The organism is Roseibium sp. JB4-4 (assembly GCF_055693425.1).
The window spans coordinates 4049157-4066747 of the sequence record NZ_CM146333.1 but is presented as its reverse complement, the minus strand read 5'-3'; the positions used below and the strand labels follow the sequence as shown (position 1 = coordinate 4066747).

At 55.0% G+C, this 17591-nt stretch carries 15 protein-coding genes and 1 pseudogene; 5 read left to right on the top strand and 11 right to left on the bottom strand.

The genetic code is table 11. The features are described 5' to 3' along the window. Window positions 1-7: 7 nt before the first annotated feature. The 5 genes and pseudogenes from ACZ1HV_RS19165 to ACZ1HV_RS19145 all read right to left on the bottom strand — a co-directional run bounded on the left by ACZ1HV_RS19165 (window position 8) and on the right by ACZ1HV_RS19145 (window position 4785). Window positions 8-960: pseudogene (locus ACZ1HV_RS19165) on the bottom strand (branched-chain amino acid ABC transporter permease). Window positions 961-974: 14 nt separating this feature from the next. Next, complete coding sequence (locus ACZ1HV_RS19160; protein WP_472716027.1) at window positions 975-1802, bottom strand: ABC transporter ATP-binding protein; 828 nt, start codon at window positions 1800-1802, stop codon at window positions 975-977. After that, the gene (locus tag ACZ1HV_RS19155; RefSeq protein ID WP_298819753.1) at window positions 1799-3727 is read right to left on the bottom strand and encodes an AMP-binding protein; all 1929 of its coding nucleotides are present in this window, start codon (window positions 3725-3727) and stop codon (window positions 1799-1801) included. Before ACZ1HV_RS19155 ends, ACZ1HV_RS19160 begins: the two co-directional genes overlap by 4 nt. 310 nt (window positions 3728-4037) lie before the next feature. Then, window positions 4038-4517, bottom strand: coding sequence for a protein tyrosine phosphatase family protein (locus tag ACZ1HV_RS19150; RefSeq protein ID WP_472716026.1), 480 nt, complete (start codon window positions 4515-4517; stop codon window positions 4038-4040). 13 nt (window positions 4518-4530) lie between these two features. Then, window positions 4531-4785, bottom strand: coding sequence for a DUF1272 domain-containing protein (locus ACZ1HV_RS19145; protein WP_298819749.1), 255 nt, complete (start codon window positions 4783-4785; stop codon window positions 4531-4533). A 61-nt stretch (window positions 4786-4846) separates the two neighbouring features. Between ACZ1HV_RS19145 and ACZ1HV_RS19140 the strand changes: the two genes are divergently transcribed. Next, window positions 4847-5851: a GlxA family transcriptional regulator gene (locus tag ACZ1HV_RS19140; protein ID WP_472716025.1), complete on the top strand. Its 1005-nt coding sequence runs from the start codon at window positions 4847-4849 to the stop codon at window positions 5849-5851. 130 nt (window positions 5852-5981) lie between these two features. On the opposite strand, the gene ACZ1HV_RS19135 is transcribed toward ACZ1HV_RS19140, so the two are convergent. Together ACZ1HV_RS19135 and ACZ1HV_RS19130 are read right to left on the bottom strand one after the other, a co-directional pair. After that, the gene (locus tag ACZ1HV_RS19135) at window positions 5982-6440 is read right to left on the bottom strand and encodes a YybH family protein (protein WP_472716024.1); all 459 of its coding nucleotides are present in this window, start codon (window positions 6438-6440) and stop codon (window positions 5982-5984) included. A gap of 32 nt (window positions 6441-6472) precedes the next feature. Continuing rightward, window positions 6473-6859, bottom strand: coding sequence for a YybH family protein (locus ACZ1HV_RS19130; protein ID WP_472716023.1), 387 nt, complete (start codon window positions 6857-6859; stop codon window positions 6473-6475). 214 nt (window positions 6860-7073) lie between these two features. Between ACZ1HV_RS19130 and ACZ1HV_RS19125 the strand changes: the two genes are divergently transcribed. Beyond that, window positions 7074-8006, top strand: coding sequence for a LysR family transcriptional regulator (locus ACZ1HV_RS19125; RefSeq protein WP_472716022.1), 933 nt, complete (start codon window positions 7074-7076; stop codon window positions 8004-8006). Window positions 8007-8084: 78 nt separating this feature from the next. On the opposite strand, the gene ACZ1HV_RS19120 is transcribed toward ACZ1HV_RS19125, so the two are convergent. Next, on the bottom strand, window positions 8085-8987 hold the full coding sequence (locus ACZ1HV_RS19120) for a LysR substrate-binding domain-containing protein (protein WP_472716021.1): 903 nt from the start codon (window positions 8985-8987) through the stop codon (window positions 8085-8087). Window positions 8988-9083: 96 nt separating this feature from the next. Here ACZ1HV_RS19120 and ACZ1HV_RS19115 point away from each other — a divergent pair, with 96 nt between their 5' ends. After that, window positions 9084-10091 carry a hypothetical protein gene (locus tag ACZ1HV_RS19115; RefSeq protein WP_472716020.1) on the top strand — a complete coding sequence of 336 codons (1008 nt, stop codon included), beginning with the start codon at window positions 9084-9086 and terminating at the stop codon, window positions 10089-10091. A gap of 31 nt (window positions 10092-10122) precedes the next feature. Here ACZ1HV_RS19115 and ACZ1HV_RS19110 read toward each other — a convergent pair whose 3' ends face one another. Next, window positions 10123-11151: a LacI family DNA-binding transcriptional regulator gene (locus tag ACZ1HV_RS19110; protein ID WP_298819740.1), complete on the bottom strand. Its 1029-nt coding sequence runs from the start codon at window positions 11149-11151 to the stop codon at window positions 10123-10125. Between the two features lie 428 nt (window positions 11152-11579). Here ACZ1HV_RS19110 and ACZ1HV_RS19105 point away from each other — a divergent pair, with 428 nt between their 5' ends. Then, window positions 11580-13613 (top strand): PAS-domain containing protein, encoded by a 2034-nt coding sequence (locus ACZ1HV_RS19105; RefSeq protein WP_472716019.1) that lies wholly within the window; start codon window positions 11580-11582, stop codon window positions 13611-13613. Between the two features lie 7 nt (window positions 13614-13620). Next, window positions 13621-14262 carry a response regulator transcription factor gene (locus tag ACZ1HV_RS19100; RefSeq protein ID WP_472716018.1) on the top strand — a complete coding sequence of 214 codons (642 nt, stop codon included), beginning with the start codon at window positions 13621-13623 and terminating at the stop codon, window positions 14260-14262. A 109-nt stretch (window positions 14263-14371) separates the two neighbouring features. Here ACZ1HV_RS19100 and ACZ1HV_RS19095 read toward each other — a convergent pair whose 3' ends face one another. Then, a complete protein-coding gene (locus ACZ1HV_RS19095; RefSeq protein WP_472716017.1) occupies window positions 14372-14770 on the bottom strand; it encodes a GFA family protein in 399 nt (132 codons plus the stop codon). A gap of 141 nt (window positions 14771-14911) precedes the next feature. Beyond that, window positions 14912-17578 (bottom strand): TRAP transporter large permease, encoded by a 2667-nt coding sequence (locus tag ACZ1HV_RS19090; protein WP_472716016.1) that lies wholly within the window; start codon window positions 17576-17578, stop codon window positions 14912-14914. Between the last annotated feature and the right edge of the window lie 13 nt (window positions 17579-17591).

Sequence of the window (17591 nt, the reverse complement as noted above, 5' to 3'; positions counted from 1 at the left end):
CTTTTTCTTATATCCGTTCGATGATGCGTTCACCGAACAGGCCTTGAGGCCGGAACAGCAGGAAGATCAGTGCGATGATATAGGCGAGCCAGGATTCGATGCCGCCACCGACAAGCCCCCCCAATAGAGCTCACCAATCTTTTCGCCGAAGCCGATGATGAGTCCGCCAACAATAGCGCCAGGAATGGATGTAAAGCCGCCAAGAATGAGAACCGGAAGGGCCTTGAACGCCACGATTTCAAGCGCGAAGGACACATCGGAGCGCGCGCCCCACATGATGCCCGTCGCCAGAGCGACCAGCCCCGCAGCGAACCAGACGATGGCCCAGATCTGATTGAGAGAAATACCGACGGACAGGGCCGCCTGGTGATCGTCGGCAACCGCGCGCAGCGCCCGGCCAATCCGGGTCTTGTTGAAAAAGATCCCGAGCGAGGCCACCATGATGACCGCGATAACGGCGGCAGCGATATCGATATGCTGCAGGATCACCAGCCCGCGTTCGCCGAATTCAAACGCTGTCGACCCTGTTGGCAGACCGAGTTCCTCGGTAATCATCTGTTTCGGCTCACCGCCGAATACAAATTCGCCAAATCCGATCAGGAAATAGGTCAGACCGATGGTCGCCATCAAAAGGATGATGTCGGGCTGGTTCACAAGTGGCCGCATCACGACCCGCTCGACCCCATAGGCCAATACGCCCATCACGCCGATGGTCAACAGCAGAGCCACGTAGGCGGGAACGCCGTTTTCGTGCAGTCCAACCAACGTCAGGCCGGCGAACACGACCATAATGCCTTGGGCAAAATTGAAGACACCTGACGCCTTGAAAATCAGCACAAAGCCGAGCGCAATCAGAGCGTAAAGTATCCCGGCGACGAAACCTTCCCAAAGAACCTGCAGGAAAAAATCCGGCATCTCGTACATTTGGACGAAGGGGTCGATGAAGATGTCGTAAAGCATGGTCCAGTTTCCCCCTAGTGGCTCACGCCGAGATATGCATCGATCACATTCTGATTGGCCTGAACTTCCTCAGGCGCTCCATCAGCGATCTTTTTGCCGTAGTCGAGAACCACCACGCGGTCGGAAAGATCCATGACAACTCCCATGTCATGCTCAATCAGGGCGATGGTCGTGCCGAATTCCTGATTCACATCGAGAATGAACCGGCTCATGTCTTCTTTTTCTTCCAGGTTCATTCCGGCCATTGGCTCGTCGAGCAAAAGCAGATCGGGCTCCATGGCAAGCGCCCTGCCAAGTTCAACCCGCTTTTGCAGGCCGTAAGGCAATCGCCCGACCGGCGTCTTGCGGATTGCCTGAATTTCGAGGAAGTCGATTATGTCCTCGACCTTCTTGCGATGATCGATCTCTTCGCGTTCTGCCGGGCCACGCCACATCAGTTGCCAGAAAAAATTCTTGTTCATTTTCAAGGATCTGCCGGACATGATGTTGTCCAGAGTGGTCATTCCCTTGAACAAGGCAACGTTCTGGAAGGTGCGGGCAATTCCCTGGCTGGCGGCCTCATAGGGTTTCATCTTCCGCCGCACTTTTCCTTGCCAGGTAATTGTGCCGTGCTGGGGATGATAAAACCCGTTTATGACATTGAGCATCGATGTCTTGCCGGCACCATTCGGGCCGATGATCGCGCGGATTTCGCCCTTCAAGATATCGAAGGAAATGTCGGTGATCGCTTTGACGCCACCAAAAGACAGCGAGACATTGTCGACACGCAACAGTTCCTCGCGCGTGGCCGGTTCAGAGGAGCCGGCAGGCTCCAGTTCCTTTTCCGATACCAGGGCATTCATTCGGCAGCCTCCTGAAAGCCCTTGCCGGCCTCGTAGGAATTCATGTCGCGGATCTCGACGGTCGCTTCGATTGCGCCCTTGCGGCCATCTTCAAAGGTCACTTCGGTCTTCACGTGCTTAGAAGTCGAGCCGTCGTAAAGCGCTTCGATCAGCGGGTCATAGCGCTCGGCGATAAAGGACCGGCGAACCTTCTGCGTCCGCGTCAGTTCTCCGTCATCCGCATCCAGCTCCTTATGCAGGATCAGGAACCGTCTGATCTGTGCGCCTGCCATCATCGGCTCCCTGGAGAGATCCCGGTTTACCTGATCGACGTGGCTTTCGATCATCGCATAAACATCGGGATTGGCGGCCAGCTCCTGATAGGAGGCATAGTTGACGTTGTTGCGCTCCGCCCAGGACCCAACGGCCGTCAGGTCGATATTGATGAAGACCGCCGCCACGTCCCGCTCATGGCCAAAGGCAACGGCTTCCTTGATATTGGGGAAGAATTTGAGCTTGTTCTCAAGGTATTTCGGCGCGAACAGGGCCCCATCGTTAAGCTTGCCGACATCCTTTGCCCGGTCGATGATTTTCAGATGCCCATTTTCGGCAATGATACCTGCATCGCCGGTGTGCACCCACCCATCGGCGGTCTTGGTTTTCTCGGTCGCCTCATCATTCTTGAAATAGCCCACAAAGACGCCTGGCGACCGGTACATGACTTCGCCGCTGTCAGCGATTTTCAGCTCCACATCCGGGGCGGGCTTGCCGACCGTATCGCCGAAGATCTCTCCATCTGGCTGAAGCGTGATGTAAACGCTGGCTTCGGTCTGGCCATAAAGCTGCTTGAGGTTCAGGCCGAGCGCCCGGTAAAACTGGAAGATTTCAGGGCCAATGGCTTCACCTGCGGTGTAGCCTACCTTCATGCGGGTCAGGCCCATTCGGTTCTTGAGCGGTCCATAAACGCAGAACTCTCCAAGTTTGTAGAGCAAGCGATCCTTGAGGCCGACGTCTTCGCCATTGAGGATTTTCTCGCCGACAGTCCGCGCCAGATCCATGAAATAATTGAACATGGCGCGTTTTGTTTTACCGGCATCCTCCATCCGTACCATGATCATGGTGAGCATGTTTTCAAACACGCGCGGCGGTGCGAAGAAATAGGTCGGAGCAATTTCACGCCGGTCCACGTCAATGGTGTCCATACCTTCAGGACAGTTGACGCAGTACCCGGCGGTAAAAGCCTGAGCCAGAGAAAAGACGTGATCGCCGATCCAGGCCATGGGCAAATAGGCCAAAACCTCTTCGGTTTCATTCAGATGGTCGAAGATGTTGGCGTTCCTGGCGGAGATCACCAGATTGTCGAATGAAAGCATCACGCCTTTGGGACGCCCGGTGGTGCCGGACGTATAAAGCATAACCGCAATATCGGTGCCCTTGCTGTCGGCAAACCCCTGCTCCCATTCGGTTGCCAGCGATGCAGACTTCGACAATTGCTCACGACCCAGATCACCGACGGATTCAAAATCGTGCAAATGCGTGTGGTCGTAGTCGCGAAGTCCGCGCGGTTCGTCATAGACAATGTGTTTCAGCGTCGTGACTTCGTCTGTCATCGACAACAATTTGTCGACCTGTTCCTGATCCTGAACAGCGGCGAATTTGATCTCGGCATGTCCGAGAACATACGCCATCTCTTCCGCCACACTGTCGGCATAAACTGGCACGGGCACAGCGCCAATGGCCTGCGCTGCGACCATCGACCAGTAAAGTCGTGGCCGGTTCGACCCGACGATTGCGATTTTGTCTCCAGGTTCCAGACCCAGAGTTTTCAATCCGATGGAAAATGCGCGGATTTCATCTGACACCTCGGACCAGGTCCAGCTTTGCCAGATCCCTAGATCCTTTTCCCGGAATGCTGTCCGGTTTCCGAATACCTTTGCGTTGCGCATCAGGATTTTCGGAAAAGTGTCCTCCCCGCGCGACGAGGCGCTGGCCGACCCTACCATAATCGTTTCTTCCCTTTAGAAGGCGCCCCGGTTTGTTCGGGGTCGTTTCCTATTGGGTATGAAACTACCTGAGGTAAGAACCTTCAACCGATAAATTCCTAAAGGTGAAGTCTCAGGTTGTCCCAGCCCGTTAAAGAGAAGCTAGTCCGGCTGATTTGCAGCAATATGTGTCAATCATTTCGAAATGTTTCAACTGCGCTGCACTTGCGAAAAACAGGGTGTCTTTCAGTCACGTGCTGCGTTCAACGGTTTTTCAGTAATCCTCCCCGGAATAGCGGTTTGGTTGGCCCACCGCATCCTGGCAGCCGATAAACTGCGCCCAGTCATTGCCGGGCCTCCATATTCCATCCATGAGGGAAAAGGCGTCTGCTTCCGAAAGTCCGCGCCCGGCTTTTGCATATCGATAAAAGAAGGCGCTGACACGTGCGTTGTAAATACAATGCACATGGACCTGTGTCGCAGGAAGGCTCTCCAGAGCATCGCGGAATGCCTCGAAATTTTCGTCCGTCGGATCGTCGAACTCCACAGGGATATAGATGTATTCCAAACCAAGTTCTGAAAGCGTACCCGGCTCGTCCTCAAGCGCCCCCTTGTTATGATGCGGTCCAAGATTGATGACATGGGTCACGCCCAGTTTCTTGAGTTCTGCAAACTGCTCTTCTGTTGGCTGACCCGAGGACGTGATCAGCTCAGTCAGTCGCCGCCAGTTCAATATGTTTGGCAAGTCGCGCATCACACCTCCGGAGTTATGCATAAAGATCCGCGCATTCGCCATGCGACTTCGTAAACCGTTTTGTAGATGCCGGGTTCTTCAAAAGATGTCTTGCTGGTCGGATCGGTCGTTCAACAAGGTTGCCACCGCAATTTGGGCAGATGTTTCCAAACCTCGTTTCGGCGCAATCCGCACAAAACGTGCATTCAAATGTGCACATACGCGCGTCGACAGCGCTTGGCGGAAGGTCTTTGTCGCAACACTCGCAGTTCGGTTTGAGCAACAGCATGACGTGTCTCCTTCGTGTCTTCGCATAGACTACCAATTTGCGCTATGGCATGAATGACAACATGACCTCGTTTTCTGCCAACTCACCTGAGAGCACCAAGACCCCGAGACTTGTTGTCTTTCTCGTTTATCCCGACATCGTACTCCTTGATCTTGTCGGCCCTCTGCAGGTTTTCAGCCATGCACTCGAACTGGCCACAGGCAAAAACGGCTACGCATGTGCGGTGGTATCCAGCACAGGTGAAATGGTGCGGACGAACACGGTGGTTCCAATCCCGAGCGAGCCAGTTGCCCGATACCGGGATCAGCGGATCAATACACTCGTTGTCGTTGGTGGAGACGGTGCCAACCATGCAATGCTGGATGCAGATTTCCTTCAGGAAGTGAAGTTGCTGGCAGCCAATGCCGAGCGCATCTGCTCGGTCTGCTCAGGCGCATTGATCCTTGCAGCTGCAGGCCTGCTTGAAGGTCGCAGAGCCGTGACGCACTGGGAGGACTGCAAAATGCTTGCAGAGACCTTTCCAGGCGTGCGGGTGGAAGTTGACCCCATTTATATAAAGGACGGCCACATCTGGACGTCTGCAGGTATCACGGCAGGGATGGATCTGGCTCTGGCTATTGTCTCTGAGGATCTTGGGCGGCAAGCGGCACTTAAGGTAGCAAGATCCATGGTTACTCATATGGTCAGATCTGGCGGCCAGTCGCAATTCAGTCCGGTTTTGGATCGCCAGCTGCTTGATACAGCCGAACGGTTTGAGGAACTCCATCACTGGCTTGCAGACAACCTGCAATGCGACCTCCGGGTGGACGCCATGGCGGAGCGTGTGAACATGAGCGCCCGTAATTTCTCCAGGCTCTATTCCAAACAGATGGGTTTGACACCCGCCAAGGCCGTTGAAGCAATGCGCACGGAAAAGGCCCGGGATCTGTTGGAAACGACGGACATCAGTATCAAGCGCATTGCGACGCAATGCGGGTTCAACGACGAAGAGCGTATGCGCCGGGCCTTTCTGCGCCTTTTGGGTGTCGCACCCTCAGACTATCGGCAGGGCTTCAAGACACAATAGTTGGTATCATTGGCTACCATCCCGATCGTGTCTGAAAAGTTCTGTTTTGCGCGTCACTCACTCCGTCTGAAAATGCCACACAAGGCAAAAACTCACGCTCTTAGGTTGGGCACCGCTTTTGATCAATCAGTTATGCAAGCGAAGGTGGTCCATAGGGGCAATCAATCAGATAACCCCAACCACCGTTTTCGAGTTTCTTTGCAACTTCCGTTGACTTACCTTCAGCCAAAATCGTGCCGTCTGGAGAAACAACGCTCCAGTTTGCGCGCAGCAAAGCAACGTCACCACATACGATCTCGCTGAAGACTTCGCTCCTGATCTCCGGGCGCATGTCCAGAAAATCTTCGAACGCAGTTTGAGCACCGGCCAATCCGGTAAGCGGCGGCTCGTCTGGGGGAAAATAGATCTGACAATCCGGGTGGAACATTGACGTAATTCCGGCGAGATCTCCTTCTTGCAGGAAAGCGCCGACGCACTCCGCAATCTCGCGGGGTTGATGGGCAATTCGTTTGGTCATGGGAACCTCATTCGGCCTGGGAAGAAAGTCGGTCGCAAACAGCGAGGCGTCGAAGACACGACGTGCGAACACCAAATCCTCTTGGACATTCGCCGCCGTCGAGCTTAGGCCGGACCGTTGTTGTCGATATCGAGGACCATTTTCCATGCACCTGTCTCGTCGCGTTTGTAGACGATGACCAATCGGCCCTCAGGACTGCGCTCTTTTCCGGTGTCCCGCATCTTCATGGTGCCGTAGAAACGACCGGAGACAACTGCGACGTCATCGAAGAACTGAAGTTCTTCAATATCGTAACCTGAGGTGATTTCCGCAGCTTCAATTCTCGGAATGTATTTGTCCCGTATAGCCTGAATGCCGACCGTTACAGGCTGTCGTTCATTCACGGTCAGAACCCTTTCGTGACAGGTACTGATCATCGCTTCGATATCACCGCTGTCCAGACCTTGGTTCCAAATGTTGATGGCAGCTTGAATTTCTTCTCTCTTGCTCATGAATTCTCTCCATTCCTTTTCGCACCACAGCCGGTCAACCGAACAAAACCCGTTGCCGAAAGGCCCTCCGGTTTTCGCGAACAATTGGCATCAGCCACTTCTGTGCCTACTCGGTTTCTGGTGTTGGTCTTGTGCCGCTTGTTGAGAAGATAGGTGGATGCTATCGTATGGAAAACCCATCTATTTCCTAACTGAGTGATCGAAAAAACGAACAATGACTCGCAACGGCTTTAGCGATATCCGGATCTTTGTAGAGGTTGCGCGACGAGGCGGCTTTCGTGCAGCTGCTGAACACCTGCACCGATCGCCGGCATCTATCAGCGAAGCCGTTCAACGGTTTGAGGACCGGCTTGGCGTCAGGCTCTTCGAAAGATCGACCCGTTCTGTCGCGCTGACCCCGATTGGCGAGCAGTTTTACGACCGCAGTTTGCCAGCCATTACCGATTTGGAAGAAGCCCTCAATGATCTCAATGAAAAGCGGGACGAAATTGCGGGTACATTGCGGCTGTCTGCTCCCTACAGCGCGGGACCGTTTTTCCTGGACGAACTGACTGCCCAATTCGCAACCCGGTATCCCGCAGTCGATGTCGAATTGATCTACGATGACAAAAAGGTGGACCTGCTCTCAACAGGTATAGATGCCGCCATTCGTGCAAACACCCTGTTAGCCCCGGACACGCACGCGGTTCCGGTCGGTCCGGAACTCCGCATGTCGATTGTTGCGGCCCAAAGTTATCTGGATGAAAGGGGCACTCCCAAGCGTCCAGAGGACATTCTCAGCCACGCTTCGATCTGCTTTGCCTTCGGTCGAGGAGACCGGATTGCCCCTTGGGAATTCAGTGGTCCAAATGGAAACTTTACACTTCAACCAAAGCCAAGACTGACAACGAACGATATGCGGTCGCTATTGCGCTATGCATCCTCCGGCCTTGGGTTGGCATATGTTTACAAAGACGTTGCAGCGTCTCAGATCGCAAATGGCAAAGTGATTGAAGTCTTGTCCGGGCACTTATCCACTCTGCCATGTTATTCGATCAATTATCGCAGTAAAAAGCATATGACGCGCCGACTGCGCGCTTTCATCAATTTAGCGAAAAATTCCAGGAACACAGAAGCAGAAAACGCGAAAGACTTTTTGGCAGACTGAGAGCTATTCTATGAATTGCAGCGCGGGAGCTTCACGAAATCGAGCACCGGCTGCTATTCGGTGGTGTCTTGGCCATTACTACGCCAGTTCGTTCTCAAGCCAGTCCAGCAGGCGCTCCGTACCCTTGTGTTCGTCACGTCCAGCGGCGCGATAGACGGAAATTTCGGTGGGCCGCGACACGAATTGAGCGCACGGCCGGATCAGTTTGCCTTCACTGATCATGCCTTCGGTTGTCCGCCGCCATCCGAGCGCGATACCTTGCCCCGCAACGGCGGCCTGAAGCGCAAGGGGATAGCTGTCAAATTCAACGAAACGAGGCTTGTGCGGCATCGATGCACCAACACCTTTGAACCACTCCAGCCAGGTCATCCAGTCCTGTGGGACAACGACATGGGTAAGAAGCGGATAGGTTACAAGCGATGACGGCTCGACAGGCGGTACAGCTTGCTCGGCCAGCGTTGGTGCGCAAACCGGAAAAATTTCGTCAGCAGCCGTGAAAGCCAGGCGGGCAGACCCTGAAGCACGTCCGGACGTCTGGATCGCGACATCGAAAACACCTGATGCATGAGTCAGTGGCTTTTGAGCGCTCACGACCCGCAACTCGATACCCGGATTTTGTTGATGAAACCTGGAGAGGCGCGGCATCAGCCAATAGAAAGCTTCACAAAGCTGGCAATGAAGAACCAGTTCGCCGCCCCGGCGGTTGCCGCGCAAGACCGCAATTTCCGCGGCAATTTCCGACAGTGCCGAACCGACAACCTGACCTAGCCTGCGTCCGTCCTCTGTCAGGAAAACGGCCCGGTTTCGACGTTCAAACAACGTTAAACCCAGCTCAGCTTCCAAAAAGGCAATTTGTTTACTGACCGCGGTCTGGGTCAGCCCAAGCTCGTCGGCCGCCAGTGAAAAACTCTCATATCGGGCAGCCGCCTCAAAGGGTCTGAGACGTGAAAGGGGAGGCAAATTGGGCAACGAATTATCCATTCCATTTTCTCATGCAAATTAGAGAAGAACTCCTTTTTCTTTCTGGATTTTACATGATTTTTATTCGTTTACGAGATTGTCTGGATTCGAAACGCAATGTCTCCTAAACAAGTTGGAATAGTTTTTTGTCTTGCCTTTGTGACCCTTGAAGCATTCCAGGCGGTCTATCTCGGTTCGACGTTTCAAAGTGTGAACTCGTTTCTCGTTGGCGCATGGGTTTTTGGTATTTCCGTTTGCGGTTGCACACTTGCGACACTGCTGGTGCGGCCGAACGAAATACTGGCTTCCATTCGTGCATGGAAAACGGTTGTTGCCCTCAACCTTTTTGCAGCGCTTACATGGACATCCTATTTCGCCGCCGTTCAACTGATCGAACCTGCGGTGGTCTTCACCATTTTTTCCGGGATGGTTCCACTGGGAACCATCATGGGCGCCAGGATTGGATTGCCGGAAGCGGCATCTCCCGCGCCGCGGGCAAGCCAGATTGGACATGTGACCATTTTGATCTCACTGCTCCTGCTGGCTGCGATCACCATGCTCGGTTATTCCGGCTTCGTTCGCGGCGGCCTGATCAATGCATTGGCTGGCATAGGCCTGTCGGCCATTTCCGGAGGCTGCACAGCGTTCGTGATCCTCTACTCTGTCCGATTGAACGCCAAAGGGGTTGGGCCTCTTGCACAATTCGGTCTGCGCTTTGTTCTATATGCCCTTATTGCGTTTGCAGCTTTCCAATTCGGCCTGGACGACAAACCTTATGAAACACCGTCAGATGAACTGAGATTGATCGTGCTGGTTGGTTTGGCGGTTATCGCCTTCCCGCTCTATCTGGTCCAAAAAGCCGTTCCACTGGTCTCTGCGTCCACTATCGCCGCGATAACAGCGCTCGGACCCGCGATGGTCTTTCTGCTGCAGCTCTTTGACGGGCGAACACACTACTCAGCTCTGACCATGACCGGTCTTTCGATCTATATGACCGGAGCGTTGTTGGCTGTCTTTGGAACGATCATGCCAAAGGCTCAGTCAACGAAATCGGCAAAGGAGTTTCTGGAACCGGCGCCTGCGCACGGCGACCGGGAGAAGAATGTCAAGTTCAGCGGTTCTTGAGGAGCGGCGTGCCAACCCAGCTTCCGTTTGGTTACCCAATCTCCGCCGAACTTTTGCGCACTTCCAGCCATGGCTCAAGCAAGGCACTGCCTTCATCGGGCCGCCCGCCCTGAAGCAAGGTGAGCAAAAGCTTGGCAGCCCGCTCGCCAATGGCGCGCCGGGGTTGATGAACCGTCGTCAACGGCGGCACGAAATGCGCGGCGATATCGATGTCGTCATAACCGACTACCGAGACGTCTTCCGGAACGCGCACGCCTGCAGCACTGAGCGCTGAAATGAAGCCGAATGCTGTGCGGTCACTGGCACAGAAAACCGCGGTTGGCTTGTCCTCCAACGCCAGCCAGGCGGTAGCGGCCAGTGTTCCGACTTCCAGCGTGTAGTCACCTTCAAAAACCCAATTTGCTGCCGGGTCGAGACCAGCGCCTGTGAGTGTGGCTTTGAAGCCGTCGAACCTGTCACAACCCGGTTTGTGCGTGAGCAGACCCGTGACATGTCCGATCTTCTTATGACCGAGTTCAAGCAAATGCGACACGGCCAGTTCTGCGCCGAGCAGATTGTCCACCACCGCGATCGGCACAGCGGGATCGTCGCTCCACTCGCCGGCGGTGACGATAGGCGGCAGTTTGGGATTGGCCGCGCGAATGCCCGCTATCGAAAAGTGCCCGTCCATAATGACGATTCCGTCGCAATTGTTGCGGCTGAAAAAATCGCTGAGATTTGACCGTGACATGGACGGCTTGCGCGTGTCCGCAATCAAAACCTTCAAGCCTTTTTCCGCGCAGACGGTCTCTATCCCTTGAAGGATGTTCGAAAAATGAGAATTGCCGATGTCGGGAACAAGAGCGACAATGGCTCCGGTATCGCGCCGGCGCAGGTTGCGGGCAGCATGGTTTAGAACATAGCCGGTTTGCTCGATCGCCAGAGCAACCTTTTTGCGGGTTTCGACCGAGACACGATCCGGCATGGACAGCGCGCGGCTCACCGTCGCCGAGGAGACCTTGGCGGCGCGCGCAACATCCTGGACCGTTGGATTTGTCTTCTTGAGGTCGGGTTTCGTCATTCTGTTCTTTTGGCCGATGGCAATCTGAATTCATGGCCATTCTTCAAAATTCGACCTGAAATGCAATGTCTGCCAAGACCCCAAAAAGGCTTGTTCAGTGACTTTCCACCCTGTGAAATTGCCAAAGCTTGCCTCAACTACAATCCCAATCAAGTTGGACCTTGTCGCTGTTGTCGAAACCGGAACGCTAATCGGTGCGCTGCGAACTCGAAATGGAGCTCAAAAATCCCGCCACGGCGGTCAAAGGTCTGCGGCCTTTCCTCAAACTTTCAGAACAGCCCTTCACGAATATCCAGCAAGGTAACCGACGGGTGCAGCGCAGAAGAGCGACATGGCATTGAGCCGGAGTGACATGGCAAGAGCAATGAGGAAGTTGCTGAATTGGGCAAATTCTGCAGCAGTTTGCACTCGAGTTGCAGAGGACCTCTGTGCTCAAGGCTCACCTTTCGGACTACGTTTCTTCAGTTCAGTCTCCAAAGTTTTTGAACTATTCTCACGGCATGGAGGAGACACAACAGCTGAGGGCTCAGATCGACCTGCTTCAGGCAGCGCTCGATCACATCAGTCAGGGGTTCACGGTGTTCGACAATGAGCTGCGGCTCGTTGCGTGGAACCGCGGGCTTTACGACATGCTCGACATGCCAAGGGCGATCGTCAAACGCGGTTCTCATCTGGAGGCATTCATTCGCGTCAATGCCGAGCGCGGCGAATATGGCGAAGGTGACATTGAAGGCAAGATCGCCCGAAGGATCGAGCGGGCCAAGCTGTTTGAACCACATTATTTTGAAAGGGTTCGTCCGAACGGACAAATCATCGCTGTCTCTGGGACACCGCTGCCACAGGGTGGTTTCGTCACAATCTATTCTGATGTTACCGAGGAACGGCAACGGCAGGAAAAGCTGGAACGCACGGTTCAGGAACGCACGCGCGCGCTCCAACAGAGCGAAGACTGGCTGCGTCTCGTCACCGACAACATTCCTGCGCTGATCGCTTATATCGCGCCTGGACCGGTGTTCCGGTTTGCCAATCGCCGATATGCCGACTGGTTTGGACATTCCGTCGTCTCGATCGCCGGACGACCGGCACCTGAAGTTGTCGGCGAAGATCTCTTTTCTGAACTCGAACCGCACATCAATCACGCGTTCGAGGGCAACGCGGTTTCATATGAATACCAGCGCAAGCGCCATGACGGATCCACAGCCTATATGCGTTCCACGCTTATCCCGGACATGACCCAGGACGGCCGCACGCTTGGCATTTTCGTGTTGTCTCTGGATGCGACCGACCAGAAACAGGCGGAAGCAGCTCTTGTCCAGTCGCAACGCATGGATGCGGTGGGCAAACTGACCGGTGGCCTTGCGCATGACTTCAACAATCTGCTCGCCATTTTGATGGGCAATCTGTTGAGCCTCAGCCGGATGGAGGAACCCGTTTCCAAGCTTGCATTGGACAGCAAGGTCGCGCCCATGCGCGAGGCGACGAAAAGGGGATCGGACCTTATTCAACGCCTACTGGCATTCAGCAGAGGCGAAGCAATCGATCCCCAAACCGTGCCCTTGGCCCAGGTTCTGACCAATGTTAGCGGACTACTGGAAGGGTCCTTGCCGTCAGCAATCAAGCTCGAAACCGATATACAGGACCCGCGCATAGCCGCCCGTATAGACCCCACCCAGATGGAAACGGCCCTTATCAATCTGGCCTTCAATGCACGTGACGCGATGCCAGAAGGAGGCACACTGCGCATTGCTCTTACCGAGACGCGCCTCAACAAGCGAGAGGCAGACGATCTTGGTGTTCAAAAGGGACGCTTTGCGGAAATCCGTGTGGAAGATACCGGCACGGGCATGGATGAAGACACCCAGCTGAAACTGTTTGAACCTTTCTTTACCACCAAGAATTTCGGCACTGGAAGTGGGCTTGGTTTGTCCATGGTCTATGGTTTCATCAGGCAATCGGGCGGGGCTATCAGTGTCAGCAGTGCACTTGGAGCCGGCACTTGTTTTACGCTTTATCTGCCTTTCATTCGGCTGGCAAAGCACGATGACCCGCTTGGCGGCGAAGCTGAGGCAAGTGACTTCAAGCAGGGCGAAGGCGAATTGCTGCTGTTGGTCGAGGACGATCCCGATGTTGCTACAGCTGTCACCGATCAATTGCAAAATCTTGGCTACAGCGTGCTGCTGGCAGAAAGTGCCGAGGATGCGCGCTCACTCGCTCTCGACCTTCCCGAAATTCGAGGCGTCTTGAGCGACATTGTCATGCCCGGACAAATCAACGGTCTGGCACTGGCCCGTGAAATTCGCCAAAAACGAACGGATCTGGGCATTGCGCTCATGTCGGGCTACGCGGACTGGTCCTCACTTTCAGGCCATGGCCAACAATGTGAATTCCCGGTCTTGGCGAAACCGTTTGCAGATGATCAACTTGCAGACACGCTGCAGCAGATTCTTTCACCCAAGAGGTAGGCTTCCTTTGCAGACACACTCGGTTCAAAGCGCCAAACGCTCGGTCTTCATCGTCGATGATGAACCGGAGATCGGCAATCTGCTGCTCGACGCTATGCTTCAGTTTGAAATGGAGGGCAGGGTCTTTTCGACTGCGGCCCAGATGCTTTCAGCCCTTCAGCAGCAAACTCCGGACGCCTGCATTGTGGATCTGGGACTTCCAGACATGGAAGGTATGGCGCTCATCAACGAAATCAGGCGCCAGTCCTCGGTCCCGATCATTGTCCTGTCGGCGCGCGGTCATTCGACAGATCGCGTTCTGGGACTGGAATTGGGAGCCGACGACTACGTGGTCAAACCCTTCGATCCGCGAGAGGTGGTCGCAAGGATCAGATCCATCCTGCGGCGCAGTTCTGATCAGGCTCAATCCGATTTAAAGGTCCAGATCGCCCGGTTTGACAGCTGGGCGTATCAGCCAGCGTCGCACTGTCTGACATCTCCTGAGGGTGAAGAAACTTTCCTTTCGACTGGCGAGGCCACCTTGCTGGAGGCCTTGTTGCGCGCTCCAAAGCGCGTTTTGACGCGCGACTATCTGCTAGAGCATGGCGGGCGGGATGAAAGCCTGGATCGGTCCATTGACGTGCGGGTCTCGCGTCTCAGAAAAAACTGACGCGAAAGGGCGAAGCTGAAGTCATCAGAACCGTTTATGGATCAGGCTATATGTTCGCAAGCGGTGTGAACTGGACGGGTTGAAAGCCGGTAAAGATCCAAGGCACGCCTCAGCTCTTGCGAAACTTTTCCCTGAACTCGGCAGCCGTCAGGTGCCTGGTGTCGTTTGAAAACGCATAATTTCCGGGTTTCTCATCAATGAAGAATTCAGCCTTGAATGGCAGATCCGATTGATCGTCAAAAAGACCAATCGGGATACCATGCAACCCGCTGCCTATCGGGTGAAAGAAAAGGTTCGATCCGCATGTCTCGCAAAATCCACGCTCAAAACCTTCGCTGGATGCATACCGTTTAACGGGCCCTTGGAACTCGGCCTTTTGGCAGGGAACGGAAAGGAACGGACCGCCGACCCATTTACGGCATGAGGAACAATGGCAAGCCTGAAAGCGCGGCATCGCTTCTGCCGAGAAGGTTACCTCGCCGCAAAGGCAATGTCCTGTTCGCCCCATGTCGCTCTCCTCCACTGATGAACTCAACGCGTAGTATGGCTTTGAGGCCTTGGCGCCAGGCTCAATCTATTTAACCGAAGGGCCAAAGAAAAGAGCGGGAGGATTGCTCCTCCCGCTCTTTCATCACGTGTGAACCGGTGATCAGAAACTCAGGGAAATGTCCCTGTGATCGGACAGACAAGCTGCTACGTCCAGCGCCATGTCGTTCGGCAACCGGCTTTGCTGACGCAAACCGATATTGTTGACGATCGCCGCGTCATACTCGGCAATCTGCGGCAGGATTTCACTTGCCGCTTTCTGGCGCCAGGCAAGGTCAGCGTCGAGTGCCGCCAGAGATTTGTTGATCTCTTCTACGGCTGCCTCCGCATTCGGCTCACGGCTCCGCATGATCTTGCGAGCTTCGGTCAGGCCCTCGCGGATATCGCTTGTGCCCTCTGCGGAACCAACTTTTGACCGCATGGCTGCAATCGCTTCCACTGCCGCATCCGGTTCAAGCTGGGGAACTTCCTGCTTCAGCGCTTCCAACTCAGGTTTGAAAGCGGCAACTGCTTCGGCATCCGCCAAGATTGCGTTCAGCTCCAGCATCGGTTCATAGGCTTGGTCCACTGTTCTGCGATAGGTTAGCCGGGCAGTATTTTCCGCCTTCTGGATCTGGGAGAACTCGCCATAGACGTCTTCCCAGGTCTCGGGGATCTCGGCCAACAGAGCGTCATGCTCTTCCTGTAGCGCCTTGATACGCGCCTGTGCGCGTTCGCCCTGTTCAGGCGAATAGACACCACCCTCGCCGGACCTGTCGACAATAACCTGCAGCTCTTCGATGCGTTCGTCGATCCGGCGCGCATCGCGCTCCAGCGCCCGGACCTGTATGTGCATCGGTCGATAGTCGCCGGAGGCCAAAGCCACCTGACTTTCGGCATCCTTGATGGCTTGCATCAAGGGAATAGCTTCTTTTGCTTTCGCAAAACCCTCGGAGAGGTCTTCTTGCAGATCCTCCGGAAGGTAGCTCATGTCGATGCTTTCCGCATTCTGGATCGCGGTCAGGATCGAACTGCCGTTTTGCTGGAAGTCCTCGTTAACAAGGCGCTCCATGCAATATTGCAGACGCGGGTTCTTGGGTGGCGGTGCGGTTTCAGACAGGAGCGTCGACCGGTTCGGCAGATAGTTCACCAGCTGCGGGTAAAGGCCGACAATACCAAGCGCCAGCAATTGCAGGCAGATGAAGGCAATCACGCCCTTGTACATGTCCAGCGTCTTGACCACTGCAGGTGCAACACCGCGCAAGTAAAACAGCGCAAATCCGAACGGCGGTGTCAGGAACGAGGTCTGGATGTTGAGACCGATCATCACACCGAGCCAGACGGCGGTCACGTTTGCCGACGGATCTGCAAGCAGAATCGGTGCCACGATCGGCACGACCACCACGGCAATCTCAATGAAGTCCAGGAAGAAGCCCAGAATGAAGATCACGAGCATGACGATCAGGAACTGGGCCCAGAACCCTCCAGGCAAACCCTGCAGAAAGTCCTTGACCAGCTCTTCGCCGCCAAAGGCCCGGAAGGCCGATGTGAGCATCGCAGCGCCGAGCAGGATGATGAACACCAGTGACGTCGTCTTGGCGGTTTCCACCATGACACCACGCAAGGTGTTTTCAAGCTGCAGTGTGCGCCAGCCGGACCAGAAAATGGCAATTAAGAGCAGAGAGACTGCTATGAGCGCAAGCACCAGGCCAAGCACATCCTGACTGGACGTTATCAGTTTGATATTCACCGCGCCTATGAAGCTGATCACCATGGCCAACCCGAGCAGGGCAATTACCGCAAGGATAGCCGGCGAATAAGCGCCTTTTTTGCCTTCGCGGAGACGGTAGCCGGCCATGATCATCGCGCCGACGGCACCAATGGCACCAGCCTGGTTCACTGTCGCGATGCCTGCGATGATGGAGCCGAGCACCAGGAAGATCAAAGCGAGCGGTGGCACCAGGGTGATGACCACTTTGCCTGCGAACTTTCGCGTGAACGTTCCTTCCTCATGGACGGCCGGTGCCGCCTTTGGATTAAGCAGGGCGAAGCCGAGAATGAACAGCATATAGAGGCCGACCAGAACAAGGCCTGGCAGAAACGCTCCGAGGAACATTTCACCGGCGCTGGTCGAAACCACGGAAAAATCCGACGGCATGGAGAGCTCGCCGGTGCTGTCTTTATAAAGTGTCTGACGCAGCGACCCGGCCTGATCCACTGCACTTGCCAACTGGTCGGCAAGAATGATGAGAACGATGGAGGGAGGGATAATCTGGCCAAGCGTACCTGACGCGGCGATCGTACCAGTTGCCAGGGGAACCGAATAATTGTTGCGCAGCATCGCCGGAAGCGAGATCAGGCCCATGGCGACAACGGTTGCGCCGACGATACCTGTCGTCGCCGCCAGTAGAGCACCCACGAACACCACCGAAATGCCGAGACCGCCGGGAACAGGTCCGAACAGCCGCGCCATGGTCACAAGCAGATCTTCGGCGATCTTCGAGCGCTGAAGCATGATGCCCATGAAGACAAAGAGCGGAATGGCAATCAGCGTATCTCGTTCCGCTTCCCAATAGATGCCACGGAAGTTTGTGACCCCTGCGCTGAGCCACTGTCCGGCACCACCATGGGCGAAATAGGCCGCAGGATCACCGGCGAACAGGTAACCCGATCCTGCAGCGATACCGATGGTCAGAATGGCCGAGCCCGGAAGGGCAAAGGCGACCGGAAAGCCGGACCCCAAGGCGAACGCCATCAGGACGACAAGAAGGAAGAGGAAGAAAAGTTCCATATCAAGTGGTCTC

Bases quoted from the DNA above. Each gene is read 5' to 3' on its own strand.
- ACZ1HV_RS19110 (WP_298819740.1), bottom strand. From the start codon at position 11,151: ATGACGAAACCCGACCTCAAGAAGACAAATCCAACGGTCCAGGATGTT.
- ACZ1HV_RS19130 (WP_472716023.1), bottom strand. From the start codon at position 6,859: ATGAGCAAGAGAGAAGAAATTCAAGCTGCCATCAACATTTGGAACCAA.
- ACZ1HV_RS19150 (WP_472716026.1), bottom strand. From the start codon at position 4,517: ATGCGCGACTTGCCAAACATATTGAACTGGCGGCGACTGACTGAGCTG.
- ACZ1HV_RS19160 (WP_472716027.1), bottom strand. From the start codon at position 1,802: ATGAATGCCCTGGTATCGGAAAAGGAACTGGAGCCTGCCGGCTCCTCT.
- ACZ1HV_RS19155 (WP_298819753.1), bottom strand. From the start codon at position 3,727: ATGCGCAACGCAAAGGTATTCGGAAACCGGACAGCATTCCGGGAAAAG.
- ACZ1HV_RS19115 (WP_472716020.1), top strand. From the start codon at position 9,084: ATGTCTCCTAAACAAGTTGGAATAGTTTTTTGTCTTGCCTTTGTGACC.
- ACZ1HV_RS19125 (WP_472716022.1), top strand. From the start codon at position 7,074: ATGACTCGCAACGGCTTTAGCGATATCCGGATCTTTGTAGAGGTTGCG.
- ACZ1HV_RS19120 (WP_472716021.1), bottom strand. From the start codon at position 8,987: ATGGATAATTCGTTGCCCAATTTGCCTCCCCTTTCACGTCTCAGACCC.
- ACZ1HV_RS19090 (WP_472716016.1), bottom strand. From the start codon at position 17,578: ATGGAACTTTTCTTCCTCTTCCTTCTTGTCGTCCTGATGGCGTTCGCC.
- ACZ1HV_RS19095 (WP_472716017.1), bottom strand. From the start codon at position 14,770: ATGGGGCGAACAGGACATTGCCTTTGCGGCGAGGTAACCTTCTCGGCA.
- ACZ1HV_RS19140 (WP_472716025.1), top strand. From the start codon at position 4,847: ATGACCTCGTTTTCTGCCAACTCACCTGAGAGCACCAAGACCCCGAGA.
- ACZ1HV_RS19145 (WP_298819749.1), bottom strand. From the start codon at position 4,785: ATGCTGTTGCTCAAACCGAACTGCGAGTGTTGCGACAAAGACCTTCCG.